The organism is Arthrobacter sp. P4_H3 (assembly GCF_056400885.1).
In genome coordinates, this window is record NZ_JBFUKK010000018.1 from 65,954 (window position 1) to 86,518 (window position 20,565).

Consider the following 20,565-nt stretch of genomic DNA (forward strand, 5'->3'; position numbering starts at 1 on the left):
GAGATGATTGCATTTACTGCGGCGGAAATTGCCGAAATTACAGACGGCCGCCTTGCCGCCCTCCCGACCATCACGCCCGTCGCGGTGGTCACGGATTCCCGGGAGGCCACGGAGGGATCCCTCTACGTGGCCAAGCCCGGCGAGACCGCTGACGGCCACGACTTCATCGGTGCGGCCTTTGAACGCGGCGCCGTCCTTGCCCTGGTGGAACGTGACGTCCACGACGATTCCGGAAACCCGTATCCCGCCATCGTGGTGAAGGACGCTGTCCTCGCCATGGGCGCACTGGCCGCCGAATCCGTCCGCCGCATCCGGGCCCGCCGTGAGGCCGAGGGCTCCGACTTCACCGTTATCGGCATCACCGGATCCGCCGGCAAGACCACCACCAAGGACCTGCTCGCCGGAATCCTCGCCGCTGAAGGCAACACCGTTTCGCCCCAGGGTTCCTACAACGGCGAGGTGGGTGTACCGCTGACCGTCTTCAAGGCCGGATTCGACACCCGCTACCTGGTGATCGAGATGGGTGCCACCGGGATCGGCCACATCCGCTATCTCGCGGACATGGTCCGGCCCCGGATCGGCGTGGTCCTGGGCATCGGAACCGCCCATGCCGGTGAATTCGGCGGAGTGGACAACATCGCCGTTGCCAAGGGGGAACTGGTCGAGGCCCTCCCTGAAAGCGGAACCGCGGTCATCAACCTCGATGACGGCCGCGTTGCCGGAATGACGGGCAGGACCAGCGCCAGCGTGCTGGGCTTCTCCGCGCAGGCCGCCGAAGACATCCCGGACGCCGGGCTTCGCGCCACGCAGGTGGAAACAAACGCAACCGGAAACCCGGAGTTTGAACTTTTCTTCCCGGATGAGGCAGCGGGGTATCAGGTCCGCAGCCGCCTCATCGGCGCGCACCACGTGACCAACCTCCTGGCAGCGGCCGGAGCGGCCTATGCGGCGGGGGTACCGGGGGAGCGGATCGCGGCTTCCCTCAGCGCCCAGTCGGCCGCCAGCCGCTGGCGGATGGAACGCACGGAGCGCGCGGACGGCGTCACCATCATCAATGACGCCTACAACGCCAACCCCGAATCAATGCGGGCCGCCCTGCGGACGCTGGCCGACCTCGGCCGCGGCCGCCGCACCTGGGCGGTGCTCGGGGCCATGCTGGAACTGGGCTCCGATTCCATCCGGGAGCACATGGCAGTCGGCACCCAGGTGGTCAGGCTCAACATCTCCCGCCTGGTCGTGGTCGGCAACGAGGCGCGTTCGCTCTACGTCTCGGCCGTCAACGAAGGCTCCTGGGGAGACGAATGCGTCTTCACCGAGACCGCGGACGAGGCCTATGACCTGCTCCAAAAGGAGCTCGAACCCGGCGACCTGGTCCTCTTCAAGTCCTCCAACAGTGTTGGGCTGAGGCATCTAGGGGATCGGATAGCATTACCTCCACAAACCCAAGCAACCGCCACTGAAGGGAGCGAGTCGCTGTGATTGCACTGCTCATCGGCGCTGGCCTGGCCCTGCTGTTTGCCTTGGTGGGAACCCCGCTGTTTATCCGTCTCCTCGTCCGGAAGAGCTACGGCCAGTTCATCCGCGACGACGGCCCCACGTCGCACCACACCAAGCGCGGCACGCCGACCATGGGCGGCACAGTCGTCGTGTTTGCGGTGCTGCTGAGCTACGCGCTGACGCACCTCATCATGTGGATGATGAACCCGCGGTCACCCGGGCCGTCCGCCTCCGCCCTGCTCCTCCTGTTCCTGATGGTGGGCATGGGGCTGGTGGGGTTCCTTGACGACTTCATCAAGATCTCCAAGCAGCGCAGCCTCGGCCTGGACGCCAAGGCCAAGCTGATACTCCAGGCAGCCGTCGGCATCATTTTCGCGGTGATGGCCCTGAACTTTCCGGATGAGAATGGGCTGACGCCGGCATCCACGCAGATCTCCCTGGTGCGGGACATCCCGTGGCTGAACCTCGCCTTCGGCGGGACCGTCCTTGGTGCCATCCTGTTCGTCCTGTGGTCCAACCTGATCGTCACGGCGGCCACCAACGGCGTGAACCTGACCGACGGCCTGGACGGGCTCGCGGCCGGAGCTTCGGTCATGGTGTTCGGCGCGTACACGCTGATGGGAATCTGGCAGAGCAACCAGGCCTGCGGCTCTCCGCGGCAGGCCGGCGGCGGCTGCTACACCGTCCGCGACCCGCTGGACCTCGCGCTCCTTGCAGCCATCCTCAGCGCAGCGCTGGTGGGCTTCCTGTGGTGGAACACCTCGCCGGCCAAGATCTTCATGGGCGACACCGGTTCGCTGGCCATCGGCGGCGCGGTCGCCGGTTTCGCGATCCTGTCCCGGACCGAACTGCTGCTCGCCTTCATCGGCGGCCTCTTCGTCCTCATCACGCTGTCGGTGATCATCCAGGTCGGCTACTTCAAGATCACCAAGGGCAAGCGTTTCTTCAAAATGGCTCCGCTACAGCACCACTTTGAACTCAAGGGCTGGGCGGAAGTCACCGTTGTGGTCCGGTTCTGGATCCTCGGCGGCCTCTTCGTCGCCGCGGGCCTCGGTATCTTCTACGCAGAATGGGTGGTCCTGCTGTGAGCAGTCCTATACCTTCGCCGCTGGCAACGTCGCCCCGGCTCGATAACCTGGTGAGCTGGGACTCGGACTGGGCCGGCCTCCGGGTCGTCGTGACGGGAATAGGCGTCTCCGGGTTCGCCGCCGCAGACACCCTGATCGAACTCGGCGCCCGGGTTGTGGTGGTTGACGCCGCCACCAGCCCCATCGCCAAGGCCCAGGCGGACACCCTGAAAATCGTCGGTGCCGTCGATGTCCTGCTCGGCGAGGACGCGGTGCACTCCATGCCGAAGATCGACGGCCAGAAACCGGAACTCATTGTGACCTCCCCGGGTTGGCGCCCGGACCAGGCCCTGCTCGCGTTGGCCGCGCGGACCCACATCCCCGTCTGGGGCGATGTGGAACTCGCCTGGCGGGTGCGTGAGCGGGAGGGCCGCAAGACCGCGGACTGGCTGACCATCACCGGAACGAACGGGAAGACCACAACCGTTGGCCTGACCGAATCCATGCTGCAGGCCGCCGGACTCAAAGCCATCGCCGTCGGCAACGTGGGAACGCCCATCCTGGACGCCCTGCGCGACCCGGTGGAGTACGACGTCCTCGCCGTGGAGCTTTCGAGCTTCCAGCTGCACTGGAGCCATTCCGTCTCACCCGTCGCCAGCGTCTGCCTCAACGTCGCTGAGGACCACGTGGACTGGCACGGCTCCTACACTTCGTACCTCGCCGACAAGGCGAAGGTCTACGAACGGACCCAAAGGGCCTGCATTTACAACGCCGAGCAGATCGAAACCGAACGCATGGTGGAAAATGCGGATGTCGTGGAAGGCTGCCGGGCCGTGGGCTTCACCACCGTGACGCCCGCCATCAGCATGCTCGGGGTGGTTGAAGGCCTCCTGGTGGACCGTGCCTTCATCCCCGGACGCAAGGACAGCGCCGCCGAACTTGCCGCCATGGCGGACCTCGGCCCTGTGGCGCCGCGCCACATGGTGGCCAATGCCCTGGCCGCGGCAGCCCTGGTCCGGGCCTACGACGTGGAGCCGCAGGCCGTCCGGCAGGGCCTGAAGAACTACATCCCGGGAGCCCATCGCATCCAGCTCGTCGCCCGCCACAACGATGTGCTGTGGATCAACGACTCCAAGGCCACGAATCCGCACGCCGCAGCGGCGTCGCTGTCCGCTTTCAGCAACGTCATCTGGATCGCCGGCGGCCTCTCCAAGGGTGTGAGCTATGACGACCTCGTCAAGGACCAGGCCCCGCGGCTGAAGGCCGTAGTCCTGATCGGAGCGGACACGACTGCGCTCACGGAGGCCCTCAAGCGACACGCACCGGATGTCCCGGTTATCGGACGCGCCAAGGGCGACACTGAAAACGTGCAGTCTGCCGACGCGGCCGGTGCCGGCGCAGTGCCCTCGCCGATCTACGGGGAAACTGTGATGGCCCAGGCCGTTGCCGCAGCGGCACAGCTGGCCTCTCCGGGGGACACTGTGCTCATGGCCCCGGCGGCTGCTTCCATGGATCAGTTCTCTTCCTACGCTCACCGTGGGGACGCCTTCATTGAAGCTGTCCGCGGGCTCGTGGAAGGGCAGGCTCAGACCGGCGAGGAGTAACAATGGTCAGCACGCCCACCCGTGCCCCGGCTGCCAAACAGCGGGGTGCAACGCGGCCCCCGGGGTCGTCGCGGACAGCCAAGGCGGCCGGGTCCAAGCCAAAGGTACAGGCGTCCGGGAGTGCCGGGAAGGGCCATGTGCCCCCGCTGGCGAAACTCCGCAGCGGCTACCGGAGCTTCTGGGCAAAGCTGGAGGGAACCGGTAAATCACGCAACGGTTCCACTTACTACCTCATCCTTGGCTCCACCCTCGCGCTCACAGCCATCGGCATCATGATGGTGCTTTCCGCGTCCAGCGTTGAAGCCATAGCCGCCGGAGAGTCACCGTACACGGCCGCGCTCAAGCAGGGCATGTTCGCCGCCATCGGGGTCTTCCTGATGTTCGTGCTTTCTCGCGTCAATGTTGTCTGGCTCAAACGGCTCGCCTGGCCGGGGATCGCCGGGGCTTATGTCCTCCTGGTCCTCGTGCTCCTGATCGGTACGAGCACGAACGGCAACCAGAACTGGATTGAGTTCGGCGGCATCACCTTCCAGCCCTCAGAGGCGGCCAAACTGGCGCTGGCGCTCTGGATGGCCACGGTCCTTGCAGTGAAGGCCAAGCTGCTCCACCGCTGGCAGCACGTGGTGGTCCCGGTCCTTCCCATCGCCGCGGGCATCATCGGGCTGGTCCTGGCAGGAAATGACCTCGGCACAGGCATGATCATCATGATGATCATGGCCGCTGCACTGTTCTTTGCCGGGGTTCCGCTGTACATGTTCGGCATTGCGGCTTTGGTTGCCGTGGCCGGGGCCGGACTCATGGCCGTCACGAGTTCAAACCGGATGTGCCGCATCACGTCCTGGTGGACCGGAAACTCCTGTGGCGAAGGCATCGATGCCAACTACCAGTCAACCAACGGGCTGTACGGCCTGGCCTCCGGCGGCTGGCTGGGCGTTGGCCTTGGCCAGAGCCGGCAGAAATACAGCTGGATCCCCGAAGCCCACAACGACTTCATCTTCGCGATCATCGGCGAGGAACTCGGCCTCGTGGGCACCGTCGTCGTCCTCATCCTCTTCGCCATCCTCGGTGCTGCGATCTACCGTGTGGTGGTGGCGCAGGAGGATCTGTTCCACCGCGTCCTTGCCGGGACCATCATGGTGTGGCTCCTGGGCCAGGCCACCGTCAACATGTCCGTGGTCACCGGCCTCGTGCCCGTCATCGGCGTGCCGCTCCCATTCATTTCCTATGGCGGATCGGCCCTGCTGATGTCGCTGTGTGCCGTCGGCGTAGTGTTGTCGTTGGCACGGGCACAGATGGCGCCAAGCGTCCAGCCCAAACGGCTGCTTAAGTTCCGCACCAAAGGCGGACGCCCACACTCCACACGAAAGCGTAAATAGCACTTAATGAATGCCGAGTCTTTGTCAGTAGTCCTCGCCGGCGGCGGAACGGCGGGGCACATCAGTCCCCTCCTGGCCATAGCGGCCGCGTTGCGGGAAGTGCGCCCGGAAGTGCGCCTCCTGGCCGTGGGAACGCCCAGCGGGATGGAGACCAGGCTGGTTCCTGCGGCCGGCCTGGAACTGGCCACCATCAGCCGCGTGCCGTTTCCGCGCAAGCCTTCCCTTGATCTGCTGCGGCTCCCGGGACGGCTGGCCGGTGCGGTCAGGCAGGCCGGAAAAATCCTCGACGACGCCGAAGCCGACGTCCTGGTGGGCGTCGGCGGGTACGTGTGCACCCCGCTCTACCTCGCCGCCTGGCGGCGCAGCATCCCCATCGTTATCCATGAAGCCAACACCCGGGCCGGCCTGGCCAACAAGGTAGGCGCCCGGTTCAGCCGCCACGTTGCCGTTGCCTTCGCCGGCACGAAACTCCGCGGGGCCAGGCACATCGGTATGCCGATGCGCAGGGAAGTCGCCGCGCTGGACCGCGCCGCCTCACGGCACGAAGCACGTGAGCTGCTGGGGCTGGAGCAGGACCGGCCAACGCTGATCGTCACCGGCGGCTCATCCGGTGCGCAGAGCATCAACCGGACGATCGCGGCGTCCGTGGAAGCCCTGGCTGCGGCGGGCGTCCAGACCCTCCACATCACCGGCAAAGGCAAGACAGTCCCCGACGCCGATGGCAAGCCCCTCGCCGCGGACGGTTACCGCCAAGTGGAGTATGTCGACGGCATGGAGAACATCTACGCGGCTGCCGACCTCCTGCTGGGCCGTGCGGGCGCAGCCACAGTCTGCGAGACCGCTGCCGTGGGGGTTCCGGCGGTCTTCGTTCCGCTCCCGATCGGCAACGGCGAGCAGGCCCTGAACGCCGCCGGCCCCGTAGCGGCGGGCGGGGCGCTGGTGGTGGACGACGCAGCATTCACACCCGAATGGGTCAGCAAAGTGATCGTCCCCCTGCTGTCCGATCCGGCCCGGCTGGCCACGATGGCGTCGAAGTCCGAAGCCCTGGGTATCCGAAATGCCGATCGCCAAATGGCTGATCTTGTCCTGGAAGCAGTAAGCAAATGACCACATCCACGTCCGGCCCCGGTACGACGAGCCAGGAATCTCTGGGCCGCGTGCACTTCATCGGCATTGGCGGCGTGGGCATGTCCGCCGTGGCCCGGATCATGGTGGCCCGCGGTATCCCGGTCACCGGATCCGATGCCAAGGACCTGCCCGTCATGGCCGACCTGGCTGCCGCCGGTGCCGGCATCTACGTGGGCTATGAGGCCGGAAACCTGGGCACCGCCCAGACGGTAGTGGCCGGCTCTGCCATCCGCGCCGACAACCCTGAGCTCCAGGCCGCGCATGCCGCGGGGCTGCCGGTGCTCCACCGCTCGGAGGCCCTCGCGGCAACCATGGCGGACGACCGCGTGGTCACAGTGGCCGGAACCCACGGAAAATCGACCACGACGTCGATGATCACGGTCCTGCTGCAGGGTGCCGGCCATGATCCCAGTTTTGCCATCGGCGCCAACGTTCCGGCGTTGGGCGTCAATGCCGCCAGCGGCACGTCGGACATCTTTGTTGCCGAGGCTGACGAATCCGACGGCTCGTTCCTCAACTACCGTCCGCGGATAGCCGTGGTCACCAATGTGGAACCCGACCACCTCGACTACTACGGCACCGCCGAAGCCGTGTACGCCTCGTTTGACCGCTTTACCGAACTCCTGCCGGCCGACGGCGTCCTGGTGGCCTGCGCCGATGACTCCGGCGCCCGCGCCCTCGCTGAGCGGACCATTGCCCGGGGCAACACCAGGGTGGTGCTCTACGGCACCACCGAGGATTCGCAGCTGCGGCTGCACGACGGCGGACCCGGTGATGTTTGGGTGTCCACTCCAGCGGGGAAGTTTGCGCTCCAGCTCCAGGTCCCCGGCCGGCACAATGCGCTCAACGCCGCAGCAGCGTTCGCCGTGGCGCTGGAGCTCGGCGTCGCTCCTGAAGCGGCATCGGCTGCACTGGCGGGGTTCTCCGGTGCGTCACGCCGTTTTGAGTTCAAGGGTGAGGGGCGGGGCGTGCGGGTCTATGACGATTACGCGCACCACCCCACGGAGGTCCGGGCGGCGCTGGCGGGGGCACGGTCCGTGGCAGGGAACCACAAGGTGCACGTGCTGTTCCAGCCGCACCTGTTTTCCCGCACCCGCGAGTTTGCGGCAGAATTTGCCGAAGCGCTCAACACCGCAGACACCGCCCTGGTCCTGGACATCTATCCGGCCCGGGAAGACCCGATTCCGGGCGTCAGCAGCCACCTGATCGGGGACCGGCTGTCCGACGGCGGGCGGCTCGTTTCCGCCGAAGACGCAGTCCGTGCCATCGTGGCTGACGCGGCCCCCGGGGACATTGTGCTCACGGCCGGCGCCGGCGACGTCACGGCCTACGGCCCGCTGATTGTGGAGGCCCTGCAGGCAGAGGCTCCCGGTGGCTAGCACCCGCCGGCCGAGCTACAAGACCGGCGGCCCGGCCTCGAGAGGCAAAGCCGATCCGGGCAGCGGACGCGCGGACGTGATCTCCGCGTCCAAGGCCGCGCCCGCCGCCGAACGCAGCGTTACCAGTGCTCCTCCGGCGCCGGATAACGTGCTGTCCTTTCCGGAGCCCAAAGGCAAACGGATCCGCCGCAACATCATCCTTGCTGCGTGCATTGCAGCGGCGCTGGTCGCGGGCCTGCTCGCAGCAGCCGTCTACTCGCCCGTGTTCGCCGTGCGGACCGTGTCGGTGGACGGCACCAAAATGCTGACGCCCGAGCAGGTTCAGGGGGCGCTGGAACCGCTGCACGGCAAGCCGCTGCCCCAGGTGCACGACGACGAAGTCAGGCAGCTGCTGGAGCCCCTTGTCCAGGTCAAGGAAGTGACCACGGAGGCACGGCCGCCGTCGGTGCTGGTAGTCCACATCCGGGAACGCACGCCGGTGGCCCTGGTGAAGCAAGGGGAAGTCTTCCAGCTGGTCGACGTCGACGGCGTGCAGCTTGGCACCACCGCGGATCCCGCCAGCATCCAGCTGCCGGTGATCGACGGCGGGGCAGGAGTGATCGGAAAGGATCTCTTCAAGGCCATCACGGGCGTGCTGGCCGCACTGCCTGCCGATGTGCTCGCGAAACTGTCCGATGCCTCCGCGAAGTCCGTTGACGCCGTCGAACTCAAACTGGTGGACGGACAAACAATTGTCTGGGGCAACGCGGGGGAGAAGGAGCTCAAGGCGAAGGTGCTCGAAGCCCTGCTTAAGGCACCCGCGGACCCGAAAAACCCCGTGCAGGTCTACGATGTCAGCGTGCCGCGGCATCCCGTGACACGATAGTGGACGAAATCCCGGGATTAGCACCGGGACGAGCATTCGGGCGCGCTGTGCAACCAGCCGGCCGGCAGCAATGGTGCACGGCGATTTCCGCTCTATTTAGCGGGTATTCCCACGACACGCGGTGCCGGTCATTGAATGTCTCAGGCATAGGAAATAGCGTCACAGCATGAGTTACTTGACATAACTATAACCTTCAAGTCGAAGGTTAAGGTTAGGGCTTTCAAGCAAGACTCCATCAGTTTTCGCAATAGGACACGAACAAGGGACACGTAACGTGGCAGCTCCGCAGAATTACTTGGCCGTCATCAAGGTCGTCGGCATCGGCGGCGGTGGCGTGAACGCAGTCAACCGCATGATCGAAGTCGGTCTTCGCGGTGTCGAATTCATCGCAATCAACACCGATGCCCAGGCCCTTCTGATGAGTGACGCAGACGTCAAACTTGACGTCGGACGCGAGCTGACCCGGGGTCTTGGCGCAGGCGCGAACCCCGAAGTGGGCAAGCAGGCGGCAGAAGACCACGCTGATGAGATCGAAGAGGTCATCCGCGGCGCGGACATGGTCTTCGTGACGGCCGGAGAGGGCGGCGGCACCGGCACGGGCGGCGCCCCCGTGGTTGCCCGCATTGCACGCTCCCTCGGCGCCCTCACCATCGGTGTTGTCACCCGCCCGTTCACCTTCGAAGGCCGCCGTCGTGCCGGTTCCGCCGAGGCGGGCATCGACGCCCTTCGCGACGAAGTCGACACCCTGATCGTGATCCCCAACGACCGCCTGCTGTCCATCAGTGACCGCAATGTCTCTGTCCTGGATGCATTCCGCTCCGCTGACCAGGTCCTGCTGTCCGGTGTCCAGGGCATCACCGACCTGATCACCACCCCGGGCCTGATCAACCTCGACTTCGCGGACGTCAAGTCCGTGATGCAGGGTGCAGGCTCCGCGCTGATGGGCATCGGTTCGGCGCGGGGAGAGGACCGGGCAGTCAAGGCCGCGGAACTCGCCATCGCGTCACCCCTCCTTGAAGCATCGATCGACGGCGCCCACGGCGTCCTCCTGTCCATCCAGGGCGGCTCCGACCTCGGCCTCTTCGAGATCAACGAGGCGGCCCGCCTGGTGCAGGAAGTTGCCCACCCGGAGGCCAACATCATCTTCGGCGCCGTCATCGACGACGCCCTCGGCGACGAAGCCCGCGTGACCGTGATCGCCGCGGGCTTCGACGACGTCAAGGCGACGTCGCCTTCCATGGACCAGTCACTGCCGCAGGCCGCACCCCAGCGTCCCGCCGCGCCCGCCTCGGCTCCTGCCCCCGCGCAGGCGCCGGCACAGCATGTCCAGCCCGTGCACGCCGGCATCGGGGCGTCAGGCCTGAGCAACTGGGGCCAGCAGCGCCCCTCCGCCGTCCCCGCCGACTCGGGGTTCGACGTCGACCTTCCGTCCGTCGTGGAGCCGGACCTTTCGGGCAGCCGCTCGGATGACCTGGACGTCCCCGACTTCCTGAAGTAGAAATCGGCTGGACGCTTTGTCAGCTAGTCAGTTAGCGGTGTTTTGATTGTTTTGGTGGCGAACCGAGGTCCGGCCTGGCGTTTGGGTGGCATTCACCGACGCCAAGGCCGGAAACCTCGCCCTGCATGTGGGCGACGACCCGGCTGAAGTGCGTCGCCGGCGAGGATTCCTTGAAGCGGAGGTTGGCCTGGCGGCAGGCAGCTTCCAGTACATGAACCAGGTGCACGGCAATGCCGTGGCCTATATTGGCGACGCGGCAGGCAGCACTGGAGCGGACAGCTCAACGGCAGGCGGCCCCACTGCGGACGCGATGGTATCCGCCGGCCGTCCGCTTGCCGTGATGGTGGCGGACTGCGTACCTGTCGTCCTTGCCGGGCAGGCATCCGGGGGACGTCCGGTCCTGGGCGTGGCCCATGCGGGCCGGCCGGGGGTTGCCGGCGGCGTGATCCCCGCAACCCTGGCGCGCATGCGTGCCGAGGGGGCTGAAAGCATTCAGGCCTGGATCGGTCCGTCGATCTGCGGATCCTGCTATGAGGTGCCGGAAGGCATGCGTGCGGACGTTGCGGCGGCAGTACCGGCAACCTGGGCCACAACATCCTGGGGCACTCCCGGCCTTGATCTTCCGGCCGGGGCACGCAGCCAGCTGGAAGCCGACGGCGTCACCGTGGAGTACTCCGGGCCGTGCACCCTCGAAAACGAGGACCTGTTCTCCTATCGCGGCAACCCGGCCACCGGACGGTTCGCCGGGCTGGTGTGGACCGCATGAGCGAGCACCGCGACGTGACGGCGGCAGACGACGCGCGCATGATCGAACTCCAGGGGCGCCTGGCCGCGGTCCGGCACCGAATTTCGGCCGCCACGGAAGCCGCCGGCCGGCCCGGCAACCCTCCGAAACTGATCGTCGTGACCAAATTCCACCCCGCCGATGACGTGCGGCGGCTGGCAGCACTGGGTGTCACTGATGTGGGGGAGAACAGGGACCAGGAAGCGTCAGACAAGGCAGCCCGGCTCAGCGACCTTGGGCTCCGGTGGCATTTTGTCGGCCAGCTGCAGAGCAACAAGGCCAAGTCCGTGGTGCGGTATGCCCACGCCATCCATTCCGTGGACCGGCCGCAGCTGGCAGCAGCCCTGGCCCGCTCCATCGCCACGGAGCAGGACCGGACCGGCCGGGGCCCGCTCGAATGCTTCATCCAGGTGAGCCTGGATGACGACGCCGGCAGCCACCGCGGCGGCGCGAGCCGCTTGGACGTGCCGGCACTGGCGGACCAGCTGGCCGGATCGCCGGGGCTTGTGCTTGCCGGCCTGATGGCAGTGGCTCCGCTCGGTTCCGATCCGGATGCTGCCTTCGGCAGGCTGGCCGAAATTTCGGCGCAGCTGCTGCAAGACCACCCCTCTGCTTCCGGCATTTCCGCGGGCATGAGCCAGGACCTCGAATCCGCCGTCAGGGCAGGTGCGACACACCTGAGAATTGGCTCGGATATATTGGGTTCGCGTCCTGCGTTGCGGTAGCGTCAAAGCATTGGAAGAGAATGGCGGGGATTCCAATACTGTCAAGTCAACTCAGCGGCCCGCTTACGGACACGATTAGGAGTCGACCATGGCTGGCGCTCTGCGCAAGACAATGATCTATCTTGGGCTCGCCGATGGCGATGAACATTACGAGTCTGAGCACCACACACCGCATAGGGACGAGGACGATTCAATGGAGCATGACCGCGAGGAACGCCGGGCACCGGCGCCCGTCCGCGAGGTCGCCCGGGAAACTCCGACTCCACACGCCGCCGAAGAGGAATATCGCGCACCTGTGACACCTATCAAGCGCGCGGCCTCGAGCCGCGAAGAGACCACCGGACTCCGCCAGATCACCACGATCCACCCGAGGTCCTACAATGATGCCAAGCTGATCGGCGAAAGCTTCCGTGACGGCATCCCCGTCATCATGAATGTCACGGACATGGGCGAGGCCGACGCCAAGCGTTTGGTCGATTTCTCGGCCGGGCTGGTGTTTGGCCTCCGCGGCAGTATCGAACGGGTCACCAACAAGGTCTTCCTGTTGTCGCCGTCGTACGTAGAGGTCATCGGCGACGACAAGAAGGTCAGCGAGACCCAGGCCAGTTTCTTCAACCAGAGCTAGCACCGGACTTACGCGGATGCCAGGCAGGACACCTGTCTGGCATCTGTGCTGAAATAGATAAGAACGTCAACAGGGCACTTCGGTAGCCGGAATGAACATGGAGATATGAGTTAAGTCATGGGAATTGTTTTCGGACTTGTCTATCTCGCTTTGTTATTCCTATTTGTGGCATTGATCATCCGTTTGGTCTTCGACTGGGTGCAGATGTTTGCACGAGAGTGGAGGCCGCGCGGCGCCGCCTTGGTGGCTGCCCACACTGTCTACTCCGTCACAGATCCGCCCCTGAAGGTGCTGAGGCGCCTTATTCCGCCCTTGCGGCTGGGCGGCATTTCGCTGGATCTCGGGTTTTTGCTGTTGTTCATCGCTATCAGCGTGGCTATGGCAATCGTGAAGTCTTTCGCGTAATTTTCATAACAGCTTGCGGCGCAGTAACAGGGCGGGTAACCGTCACCCACAGCATCGCTCAGAAACTCCGGTTTGACACCTCAGTGTTGAATTAGAGGAACCAGACCATATTTAGGTACCGTAGTTTTGACGGCCGGAAGGCCTACTGACTAACTAGACCAACGAGGTGACCAGATGGCTTTGACGCCAGAAGACGTTGTCAACAAGCGCTTTCAGCCGACCAAGTTCCGCGAAGGCTACGACCAGGATGAAGTTGACGACTTCCTGGACGAAATCGTCGTCGAACTGCGCCGCCTGAACCAGGAGAACGACGAGCTTCGCAAGAAGCTTGCCGAGGGTGGCTCCGGCACGCCTGCCAGCTCCGCAGTAGCGGCGCCGGTAGTGGAAAAGGTCCCTGCACCGGTCAAGGCCGAAAAGGACGAGACCCGGGCCAAGGCGGAAGCCGAGGCCAAGGCCGCTGAAGCCAAGAAGAAGGCTCCCGAGCCGGCAACCGCCCTTGCGGCAGTTCCCGCCGCGGCAGCCCCTGCTGTGGCTAACCCGACGGCCGAGTCGGCTGCCGGTCTCCTCGCCATGGCACAGCAGATGCACGACAAGCACGTCGCCGACGGCCAGCAGCAGAAGGACAAGATCATCGCCGAGGCGCAGATCGAAGCCAGCAGCCTGGTCAACGACGCGCAGGAGAAGTCCCGCAAGATCCTCGGCGCCCTGGAACAGCAGCGGTCCGTCCTGGAGCGCAAGGTGGAGCAGCTGCGCGGCTTCGAGCGTGACTACCGTTCACGCCTGAAGGCCTACATCGAAGGCCAGCTCCGCGACCTGGACGCCCGCGGCTCCGTGGCGGCCCCTGAGGTCGGCGACGGCAGCCCCGCCGTTTAGCAAGTATTCTGAAAGCCGGTGGCTGAGGACTCCTCGGCCGCCGGCTTTTGCCATTAACCGCCACCGGTGCGACCACGGGCCGGCATGAGCACCTTCCTTCCAGTCCCGGGACTGGCTCCTGAATGAAAGCTTTATGACAGACGAAACAGCATCTGCCGCAGCGCAGCCAACACCGACGCAAGCCCGGCCGCGAAAGGCGGTCCTGCTCACGCTCTTCGCCGGCTTCGCTGTTTTCGCCTACGTTTTCGATCAGCTCACCAAACTCTGGGTCACCAGCACCATGGTGGAGGGGGAGCGGATACCGGTGCTGCCCCCGCTGCTGCACTGGTACTACATCCGCAACTCGGGTGCTGCGTTCTCCATCGGCGAGAATGTCACCTGGGTGTTCACCATCATCATGGCCGGCGTTTCGATCGCCATTCTCTTCCAGCTGCGCAAGCTCGGATCCGCCTGGTGGGCCCTGGCCCTCGGCCTGCTCCTGGGCGGTGCGCTGGGAAACCTCACGGACCGGCTGTTCCGCGAACCGTCGTTCGCCATGGGCCATGTGGTGGACTTCATCCAGCTGCCCAATTTCGCGATCTTCAATATTGCCGATTCGGCTGTTGTCTCCGCCGTCGTGATCATCTGCCTGCTGACGCTCCGGGGAATCTCCCTTGACGGATCACGGCTCCAGAAACCGGCGGAGGACCACAATGCCTGAGAAACTCACTGTTCCTGAAGAGCTGGCCGGCACGCGCGTGGATGCGGGGCTCGCCCGGCTGATGGGCATTTCCCGTTCGCAGGCGGCAACGCTGATTGCCGAAGGCAACGTCAGCTCCGGGGGCAAAGCCGTGGGGAAGTCCCTGAAGCTCGCCTCCGGCACCGTGCTGGATGTGGTTGTTCCCGAACGGCGGGACCCCCTGGAAGTCGTGGAGGAAGTTGTGGAAGGCCTTAAGGTACTGCTGGACGACGAGGACTTCGTGGTCATCGACAAGCCGGTGGGTGTGGCCGCGCATCCGTCCCCGGGGTGGGTGGGACCCACTGTTGTGGGCGGCCTCGCCGGGCTGGGTTACCGGATCTCGACGTCGGGCGCACCGGAACGCGCGGGCATTGTGCACCGCCTCGACGTTGGCACCTCCGGGGTCATGGTGGTGGCCAAGTCGGAACGGGCCTACACGGCCCTCAAGCGCGCGTTCAAGGACCGGACGGTGGACAAGGTGTATCACGCAGTGGTCCAGGGACTCCCGGATCCCCTCGCGGGCACCATCGATGCACCCATTGGCCGTCATCCCGGCCATGACTGGCGCTTCGCCGTCCTCGAAGACGGCCGGGATTCCGTGACCCACTACGAAGTCATGGAAGCCTTCGGCAAGGCATCGCTCGTGGAAGTCCACCTGGAAACGGGCCGGACCCACCAGATCCGCGTGCACTTCTCAGCCCTTCGGCACCCGTGTGCGGGAGACCTGACGTACGGGGCGGACCCGCGCCTGGCCGCCACGCTGGGACTGACCCGGCAGTGGCTGCACGCCAGGCAGCTCGGCTTCGACAGTCCCCGGACCGGGGAACGGGTCACAGTGACCAGCGAATACCCCCAGGACCTGGCCCACGCACTGGAGATTCTTGCCTCCGGGCAGGCCTGAGCCTGAACTGTCGCCGGTCGGCACTAGAATGGTCCGGTGACTTCCAGCAACGACTCGTTTGTCCATCTCCACAACCACACCGAGTACTCGATGCTGGACGGCGCCGCCCGGCTCGGCGAGCTCTTCGATGAAACCGAGCGGCTGGGCATGCCGGCCCTGGCCACCACGGACCATGGCTATCTCTTCGGCGCCTTCGATTTCTGGAAGAGGGCCACAGACAAGGGCATCCGGCCGATCATCGGCGTCGAAGCCTATGTGACTCCCGGAACCGCCCGCGGTGACAAGAGCCGGGTGCGCTGGGGCGAGGAAAGCCAGCGCAAGGACGACGTCTCCGGCGGTGGTTCCTACACCCACATGACGCTGCTGAGCTATAACAACGTGGGCATGCGGAACCTGTTCCGTGCCTCGTCGATCGCATCATTGGATTCGGTCTTCGGCAAATGGCCCCGGCTGGACCGCGAGCTGCTGAACACCTACTCGGAAGGGCTCATCGCCACTACGGGCTGCCCGTCCGGTGAGGTCCAGACCCGGCTGCGGCTCGGCCAGTACCGCGAAGCGCGTGAGGCTGCTTCGGAGTTCCGCGACATCTTTGGCGCGGAGAACTACTTCTGCGAGCTGATGGACCACGGCCTGGATATCGAGCGGCGGGTCACCGGCGACCTGCTGCGCCTGGCCAAGGACCTGAACCTGCCTTTGGTGGCCACCAACGACCTGCACTACACGCATGAGCACGACGCGAAGGCGCATGAGGCCCTGCTGGCCATCCAGTCGGGTTCCACCCTCCTGGAGCCGACCTACGACAACGGCGGTTCACGCTTTGCCTTCTCGGGCAGCGGCTACTACCTGAAGTCACCGCAGGAGATGCGCGAACTTTTCCGCGACCACCCGGAGGCGTGCGACAACACGCTCCTGATCGCCGAGCGCTGCGAAGTATCGTTCAACACCGGTGCCAACTACATGCCCCGGTTCCCCTGCCCGGAAGGGGAGGACGAAACGTCCTGGCTGGTCAAGGAAGTGGACAAGGGACTCCAGTACCGCTACCCCCAGGGCATCCCGGACAAGGTCCGCAAGCAGGCCGACTATGAGTTGGAAGTCATCACATCCATGGGCTTCCCGGGTTACTTCCTCGTGGTTGCCGACTTCATCAACTGGGCCAAGAACAACGGCATCCGGGTAGGTCCCGGACGTGGCTCGGGTGCAGGCTCCATGGTGGCGTATGCGATGCGCATCACCGACCTTGATCCGCTGCACCACGGCCTGATCTTCGAGCGGTTCCTCAACCCGGACCGCGTCTCCATGCCTGACTTCGACGTCGACTTCGATGACCGGCGCCGCTCCGAAGTGATCGACTACGTCACGCGCAAATACGGTGACGAGCGCGTAGCGATGATCGTCACCTACGGCACCATCAAGACCAAGCAGGCGCTGAAGGACTCCTCGCGTGTGCTGGGCTACCCCTTCAGCATGGGCGAGACGCTGACCAAGGCGCTGCCGCCGGCCGTGATGGCCAAGGACATCCCGTTGGCCGACATCCAGAACAAGGAAGCCAAGCGGTACAGCGAAGCCGGTGACTTCCGCCAGCTCATCAGCACTGACCCCGAGGCTGCCAAGGTTTTCGAGACGGCACTGGGCATTGAGGGACTGAAGCGGCAATGGGGCGTCCACGCCGCCGGTGTCATCATGTCTTCGGACCCCATCATCGACGTGATTCCGATCATGCGCCGTTTCCAGGACGGCCAGGTCATCACGCAGTTCGACTATCCGACGTCCGAAGGCCTCGGCCTGATCAAGATGGACTTCCTGGGCCTGCGGAACCTGACGATCATTTCGGATGCCCTGGAAAACATCAAAATGAACCGCGGCATCGACCTGGACCTCGAAACCCTGGAGCTTGACGACACCGCGTCCTACGAACTCCTTGCCCGTGGCGACACCCTGGGCGTGTTCCAGCTCGACGGCGGCCCCATGCGTTCGCTGCTCAAGCTCATGAAGCCTGACAACTTCGAAGACATCTCCGCAGTGCTGGCCCTGTACCGGCCGGGTCCCATGGGCGCCAACGCGCACACCGACTACGCGCTGCGCAAGAACAAAATCCAGGACGTCATCCCGATCCACCCGGAACTCGAGGAACCGCTCTCCGAAATCCTCGGTGGCACCTACGGCCTGATCGTGTACCAGGAGCAGGTCATGGCCGTGGCGCAGAAACTCGCCGGTTATACGCTCGGCCAGGCCGACATCCTGCGCCGCGCCATGGGCAAGAAGAAGAAATCCGAGCTGGACAAGCAGTTCGCCGGCTTCTCGCAGGGCATGCAGGACAACGGCTACTCCATGGCCGCCGTCAAGACGCTCTGGGACATCCTGCTCCCGTTCTCCGACTATGCCTTCAACAAGGCGCACTCGGCCGCCTACGGCGTGATCTCCTACTGGACCGCGTATCTGAAAGCCCACTATGCGCCGGAGTACATGGCGGCCCTGCTGACCTCGGTGGGCGACGACAAGGACAAGTCGGCGATCTACCTCAACGAATGCCGGCGGATGGGCATCACGGTGCTGCCGCCCGACGTCAATGAGTCAGCCCTCAACTTCACCCCTGTGGGCAACGACATCCGCTTCGGGATGGGCGCCATCCGCAACGTCGGTGTGAACGCCGTCGAAGCCATGGTGGCGGCGCGAGAAAAAGAAGGCGCCTACACGTCCTTCAAGGACTACCTCATGAAGGTCCCCGCGGTGGTCTGCAACAAGCGCACCATTGAATCACTGATCAAGGCCGGTGCGTTCGACTCCCTGAACCACCACAGGCGTGCGCTGGCCATGATCCATGAAGAAGCGATCGACTCCGTCATCACCCTCAAGCGCAACGAGGCGATCGGGCAGTTCGACCTCTTTGCCGGTTTTGACGAAGCCGAATCCGAGGCGTCCCTGAGTATCGAGATCCCGGACCTCCCCGAGTGGGAGAAGAAGGACAAGCTCTCGTTCGAACGCGACATGCTCGGGCTCTACGTCTCGGACCACCCGCTGCAGGGGCTGGAAGGCCTCCTGAGCCAGCACGCGGACCAGTCCATCACCTCGGTCATCGCGGAGGACGGCCCGCACGACGGCGCCATCATCACCATTGCGGGCATGATCACCTCGCTGAGCCGACGGATCGCAAAGGCCAGCGGCAACGCCTACGCCCGGGCGGAGATCGAAGACCTGGGTGGCTCAATTGAGGTCATGTTCTTCGGCCAGGTGTACGGTCCCATCGCGTCCGTCCTGGCCGAAGACCTGGTCGTCGTGGTCAAGGGCCGGCTGCAGCGCCGCGACGACGGTGCCGTTGCGCTGAACTGCATGGAACTCTCGGTGCCGGACCTTAGTGAAGGCCTGAACGGCCCCGTGGTCATCACCATGCAGACGCACAAGGCCACCGAGGCCGTGGTGACGGAACTCGGTGACGTGCTCCGGACCCACCGCGGCAATTCGGAAGTCAGGCTGCACCTGCAGGGCGACACCCGCGTGGAAGTCATGGCCCTGCCGGTGCACCTGAGGGTCAACCCCAGCCCGTCACTTTTCGGCGACCTGAAGGTGCTCCTCGGCCCGACCTGCCTTGACAGCTAGATTTCGTAGTCGAGCGGGACGGGCTGGCTGTAGGAGCCCGAGTGGTAGAGCAGCGGCGAGCCGTCCTCGCCCACCTGGCCCTCCACGACCTCCACCACCACAACGGCGTTGTTCTCAAAGGAGAGGCGCATCTGGATCTTGCCGATCAGCCAGCCAGCCACGTCTTTGAGGATGGGCACGTCGTGCGGTCCGAGCTCCCAGTGGTCACCCTCGAACCGGTTCTTGGTGCGGGCGAAGCGGTCAGCAAGTTCCTGGTTCTCCAGCCCGAGCATGTGGACGCCGATGTGGGTGGTGTTGGCCACGGCGGGCCATGAACTGGAGCTGCGCGCCATGTTGAATGTGAAGCGCGGCGGCTGCGCGGACAGCGATGCCACGGAGGTGGCCGTGAAGCCGTACGGGACGCCGTTGTAGTTCACCGTGATAATTGCCACGCCGGCCGCGTGCCGGCGGAACATCTCCTTGAACGTGCCTTCGAAGGCTGCGTTGTCTGAGGTCACTGTGATCTAACTCCCTGCTAAAACTGTTGTTCGTTGCGTCCTGCATGCCAGCGTATGGGTGCGCCGTGGAGTGGCCGTCACTTATTTACCTGCCGCGTCATTTGTTTAACCACGGTGAACGTTTGTTAATGTTTGTTTCATGACACAGCCACCAGGCAACGGCCCGGTTCCACAGAATCCGAAGCATTCCAAGGATGCCGGCAGCCCACCCGCCTATGGTGAACTTTACCGCGCTGACGGCGATTCGGATTTCGGCGGGCGCGGCCGGACGGCCTGGTCCGGCGAGGACTCCGGCTCCGGAAACGCGCAACCGGCGGCGTGGCGGCGGCCCGCAATCATTGCCGCTGCCGGCCTTCCGGCGGGACTTCTGTGGTGGCTGCTGGCGCCGGGCGGCCTGAATCTCCTGACCCGCGACCCCGCCCTGGCCACCGGCACGAATGCCGAAGGATGGCTGCCGCGGGATCTGGTGCTGGCCGGCCTGTTCCTGCTGGCCGGCTGCCTGACGGGTTTCCTCCTCAACGGGAAACGAACCGGCGCTCCGGCGCCCGGAACCGTGGTTCTCGCCGTGATCGGTGGGGCGCTTGGAGCCGTCATCGCCTGGCAGGCCGGTGTGCTGGCAGGGCAATGGTGGGGCCCGGCAGAGGATACTGCCCCCAACGCCAGCATCGCCTTCTCACTCCGTTCTTACGCCGTCCTGGCAGTGTGGCCCGCAGCCGTGGCCATCTCAGTGTTTGTGGTGAACCTGCTCAGCCTCCTGGGCAAACCGCCGGTACAGGAGAGCTAGCTGTACTAACCCGGTACGTTGGTGACGCGGCTTGCCGGTGAGGCGCCGTTGAGTGCGGTGTGGGGCCTGCTGTGATTGTAGTGCTCGAGGAAGTCCTGATAGCAGGCTTGGCGTTCGGCTTCTGAGCTATAGGCCTTGGCGTAGGCCCACTCCTCCTGGAGGATGCGGTTGAACCGCTCGACTTTGCCGTTGGTCTGGGGCCTGTATGGCCTTGTGCGCTTGTGCTTTATCCCGACTTCGGCGAG

Annotated in this window: 19 protein-coding genes; 17 read left to right on the forward strand and 2 right to left on the reverse strand. The window is 65.0% G+C overall.

Translation table 11 applies throughout. From position 1 onward, the window contains the following. Window positions 1–3: 3 nt before the first annotated feature. The 16 genes from AC1DRE_RS19735 to dnaE all read left to right on the forward strand — a co-directional run bounded on the left by AC1DRE_RS19735 (window position 4) and on the right by dnaE (window position 19,039). Complete coding sequence (locus AC1DRE_RS19735; RefSeq protein ID WP_476986194.1) at window positions 4–1,479, forward strand: UDP-N-acetylmuramoyl-tripeptide--D-alanyl-D-alanine ligase; 1,476 nt, start codon at window positions 4–6, stop codon at window positions 1,477–1,479. Beyond that, window positions 1,476–2,585 (forward strand): phospho-N-acetylmuramoyl-pentapeptide-transferase, encoded by a 1,110-nt coding sequence (mraY, locus tag AC1DRE_RS19740; protein ID WP_104175483.1) that lies wholly within the window; start codon window positions 1,476–1,478, stop codon window positions 2,583–2,585. Before AC1DRE_RS19735 ends, mraY begins: the two co-directional genes overlap by 4 nt. Beyond that, a complete protein-coding gene (gene murD, locus AC1DRE_RS19745) occupies window positions 2,567–4,168 on the forward strand; it encodes a UDP-N-acetylmuramoyl-L-alanine--D-glutamate ligase (RefSeq protein WP_476986195.1) in 1,602 nt (533 codons plus the stop codon). The genes mraY and murD overlap by 19 nt, the downstream gene beginning before the upstream one ends. A 2-nt stretch (window positions 4,169–4,170) precedes the next feature. Then, window positions 4,171–5,544 (forward strand): putative lipid II flippase FtsW, encoded by a 1,374-nt coding sequence (gene ftsW / locus AC1DRE_RS19750; RefSeq protein ID WP_476986196.1) that lies wholly within the window; start codon window positions 4,171–4,173, stop codon window positions 5,542–5,544. A 6-nt stretch (window positions 5,545–5,550) separates the two neighbouring features. Further along, entirely contained in the window at window positions 5,551–6,651 is a 1,101-nt protein-coding gene (gene murG, locus AC1DRE_RS19755; protein ID WP_476986197.1) for an undecaprenyldiphospho-muramoylpentapeptide beta-N-acetylglucosaminyltransferase, read from the forward strand. Then, the gene (gene murC, locus AC1DRE_RS19760) at window positions 6,648–8,051 is read left to right on the forward strand and encodes a UDP-N-acetylmuramate--L-alanine ligase (protein ID WP_476986198.1); all 1,404 of its coding nucleotides are present in this window, start codon (window positions 6,648–6,650) and stop codon (window positions 8,049–8,051) included. Before murG ends, murC begins: the two co-directional genes overlap by 4 nt. Beyond that, entirely contained in the window at window positions 8,044–8,916 is an 873-nt protein-coding gene (locus AC1DRE_RS19765) for a cell division protein FtsQ/DivIB (RefSeq protein ID WP_476986199.1), read from the forward strand. Before murC ends, AC1DRE_RS19765 begins: the two co-directional genes overlap by 8 nt. A gap of 274 nt (window positions 8,917–9,190) precedes the next feature. Then, complete coding sequence (ftsZ, locus tag AC1DRE_RS19770) at window positions 9,191–10,414, forward strand: cell division protein FtsZ (protein ID WP_104175489.1); 1,224 nt, start codon at window positions 9,191–9,193, stop codon at window positions 10,412–10,414. Window positions 10,415–10,460: 46 nt separating this feature from the next. Beyond that, window positions 10,461–11,180: a purine nucleoside phosphorylase YfiH/LACC1 family protein gene (locus AC1DRE_RS19775; RefSeq protein WP_476986200.1), complete on the forward strand. Its 720-nt coding sequence runs from the start codon at window positions 10,461–10,463 to the stop codon at window positions 11,178–11,180. Next, window positions 11,177–11,923: a YggS family pyridoxal phosphate-dependent enzyme gene (locus AC1DRE_RS19780; RefSeq protein ID WP_476986201.1), complete on the forward strand. Its 747-nt coding sequence runs from the start codon at window positions 11,177–11,179 to the stop codon at window positions 11,921–11,923. The genes AC1DRE_RS19775 and AC1DRE_RS19780 overlap by 4 nt, the downstream gene beginning before the upstream one ends. A gap of 88 nt (window positions 11,924–12,011) precedes the next feature. Beyond that, window positions 12,012–12,548, forward strand: coding sequence for a cell division protein SepF (locus AC1DRE_RS19785; RefSeq protein WP_214954845.1), 537 nt, complete (start codon window positions 12,012–12,014; stop codon window positions 12,546–12,548). Window positions 12,549–12,665: 117 nt separating this feature from the next. Continuing rightward, window positions 12,666–12,953 carry a YggT family protein gene (locus AC1DRE_RS19790; protein WP_476986202.1) on the forward strand — a complete coding sequence of 96 codons (288 nt, stop codon included), beginning with the start codon at window positions 12,666–12,668 and terminating at the stop codon, window positions 12,951–12,953. 174 nt (window positions 12,954–13,127) lie between these two features. Next, window positions 13,128–13,826: a DivIVA domain-containing protein gene (locus AC1DRE_RS19795; protein WP_476986203.1), complete on the forward strand. Its 699-nt coding sequence runs from the start codon at window positions 13,128–13,130 to the stop codon at window positions 13,824–13,826. A 133-nt stretch (window positions 13,827–13,959) separates the two neighbouring features. After that, window positions 13,960–14,526 carry a signal peptidase II gene (lspA, locus tag AC1DRE_RS19800; RefSeq protein WP_476986204.1) on the forward strand — a complete coding sequence of 189 codons (567 nt, stop codon included), beginning with the start codon at window positions 13,960–13,962 and terminating at the stop codon, window positions 14,524–14,526. Further along, on the forward strand, window positions 14,519–15,445 hold the full coding sequence (locus AC1DRE_RS19805) for an RluA family pseudouridine synthase (RefSeq protein WP_476986205.1): 927 nt from the start codon (window positions 14,519–14,521) through the stop codon (window positions 15,443–15,445). The genes lspA and AC1DRE_RS19805 overlap by 8 nt, the downstream gene beginning before the upstream one ends. 36 nt (window positions 15,446–15,481) lie before the next feature. Continuing rightward, window positions 15,482–19,039 carry a DNA polymerase III subunit alpha gene (gene dnaE, locus AC1DRE_RS19810; protein WP_476986206.1) on the forward strand — a complete coding sequence of 1,186 codons (3,558 nt, stop codon included), beginning with the start codon at window positions 15,482–15,484 and terminating at the stop codon, window positions 19,037–19,039. Here the strand turns inward: dnaE and AC1DRE_RS19815 are convergent. Beyond that, window positions 19,036–19,494, reverse strand: a complete 459-nt coding sequence (locus AC1DRE_RS19815; protein ID WP_476986213.1) for a flavin reductase family protein — start codon at window positions 19,492–19,494, stop codon at window positions 19,036–19,038. The two genes, dnaE and AC1DRE_RS19815, sit on opposite strands and share 4 nt — an antisense overlap. A 181-nt stretch (window positions 19,495–19,675) precedes the next feature. Here AC1DRE_RS19815 and AC1DRE_RS19820 point away from each other — a divergent pair, with 181 nt between their 5' ends. Further along, window positions 19,676–20,320, forward strand: coding sequence for a hypothetical protein (locus AC1DRE_RS19820; protein ID WP_476986207.1), 645 nt, complete (start codon window positions 19,676–19,678; stop codon window positions 20,318–20,320). A 5-nt stretch (window positions 20,321–20,325) separates the two neighbouring features. Here the strand turns inward: AC1DRE_RS19820 and AC1DRE_RS19825 are convergent. After that, window positions 20,326–20,565: integrase core domain-containing protein (locus tag AC1DRE_RS19825; RefSeq protein ID WP_476985972.1), on the reverse strand; the 240-nt coding region annotated here is incomplete at its 5' end.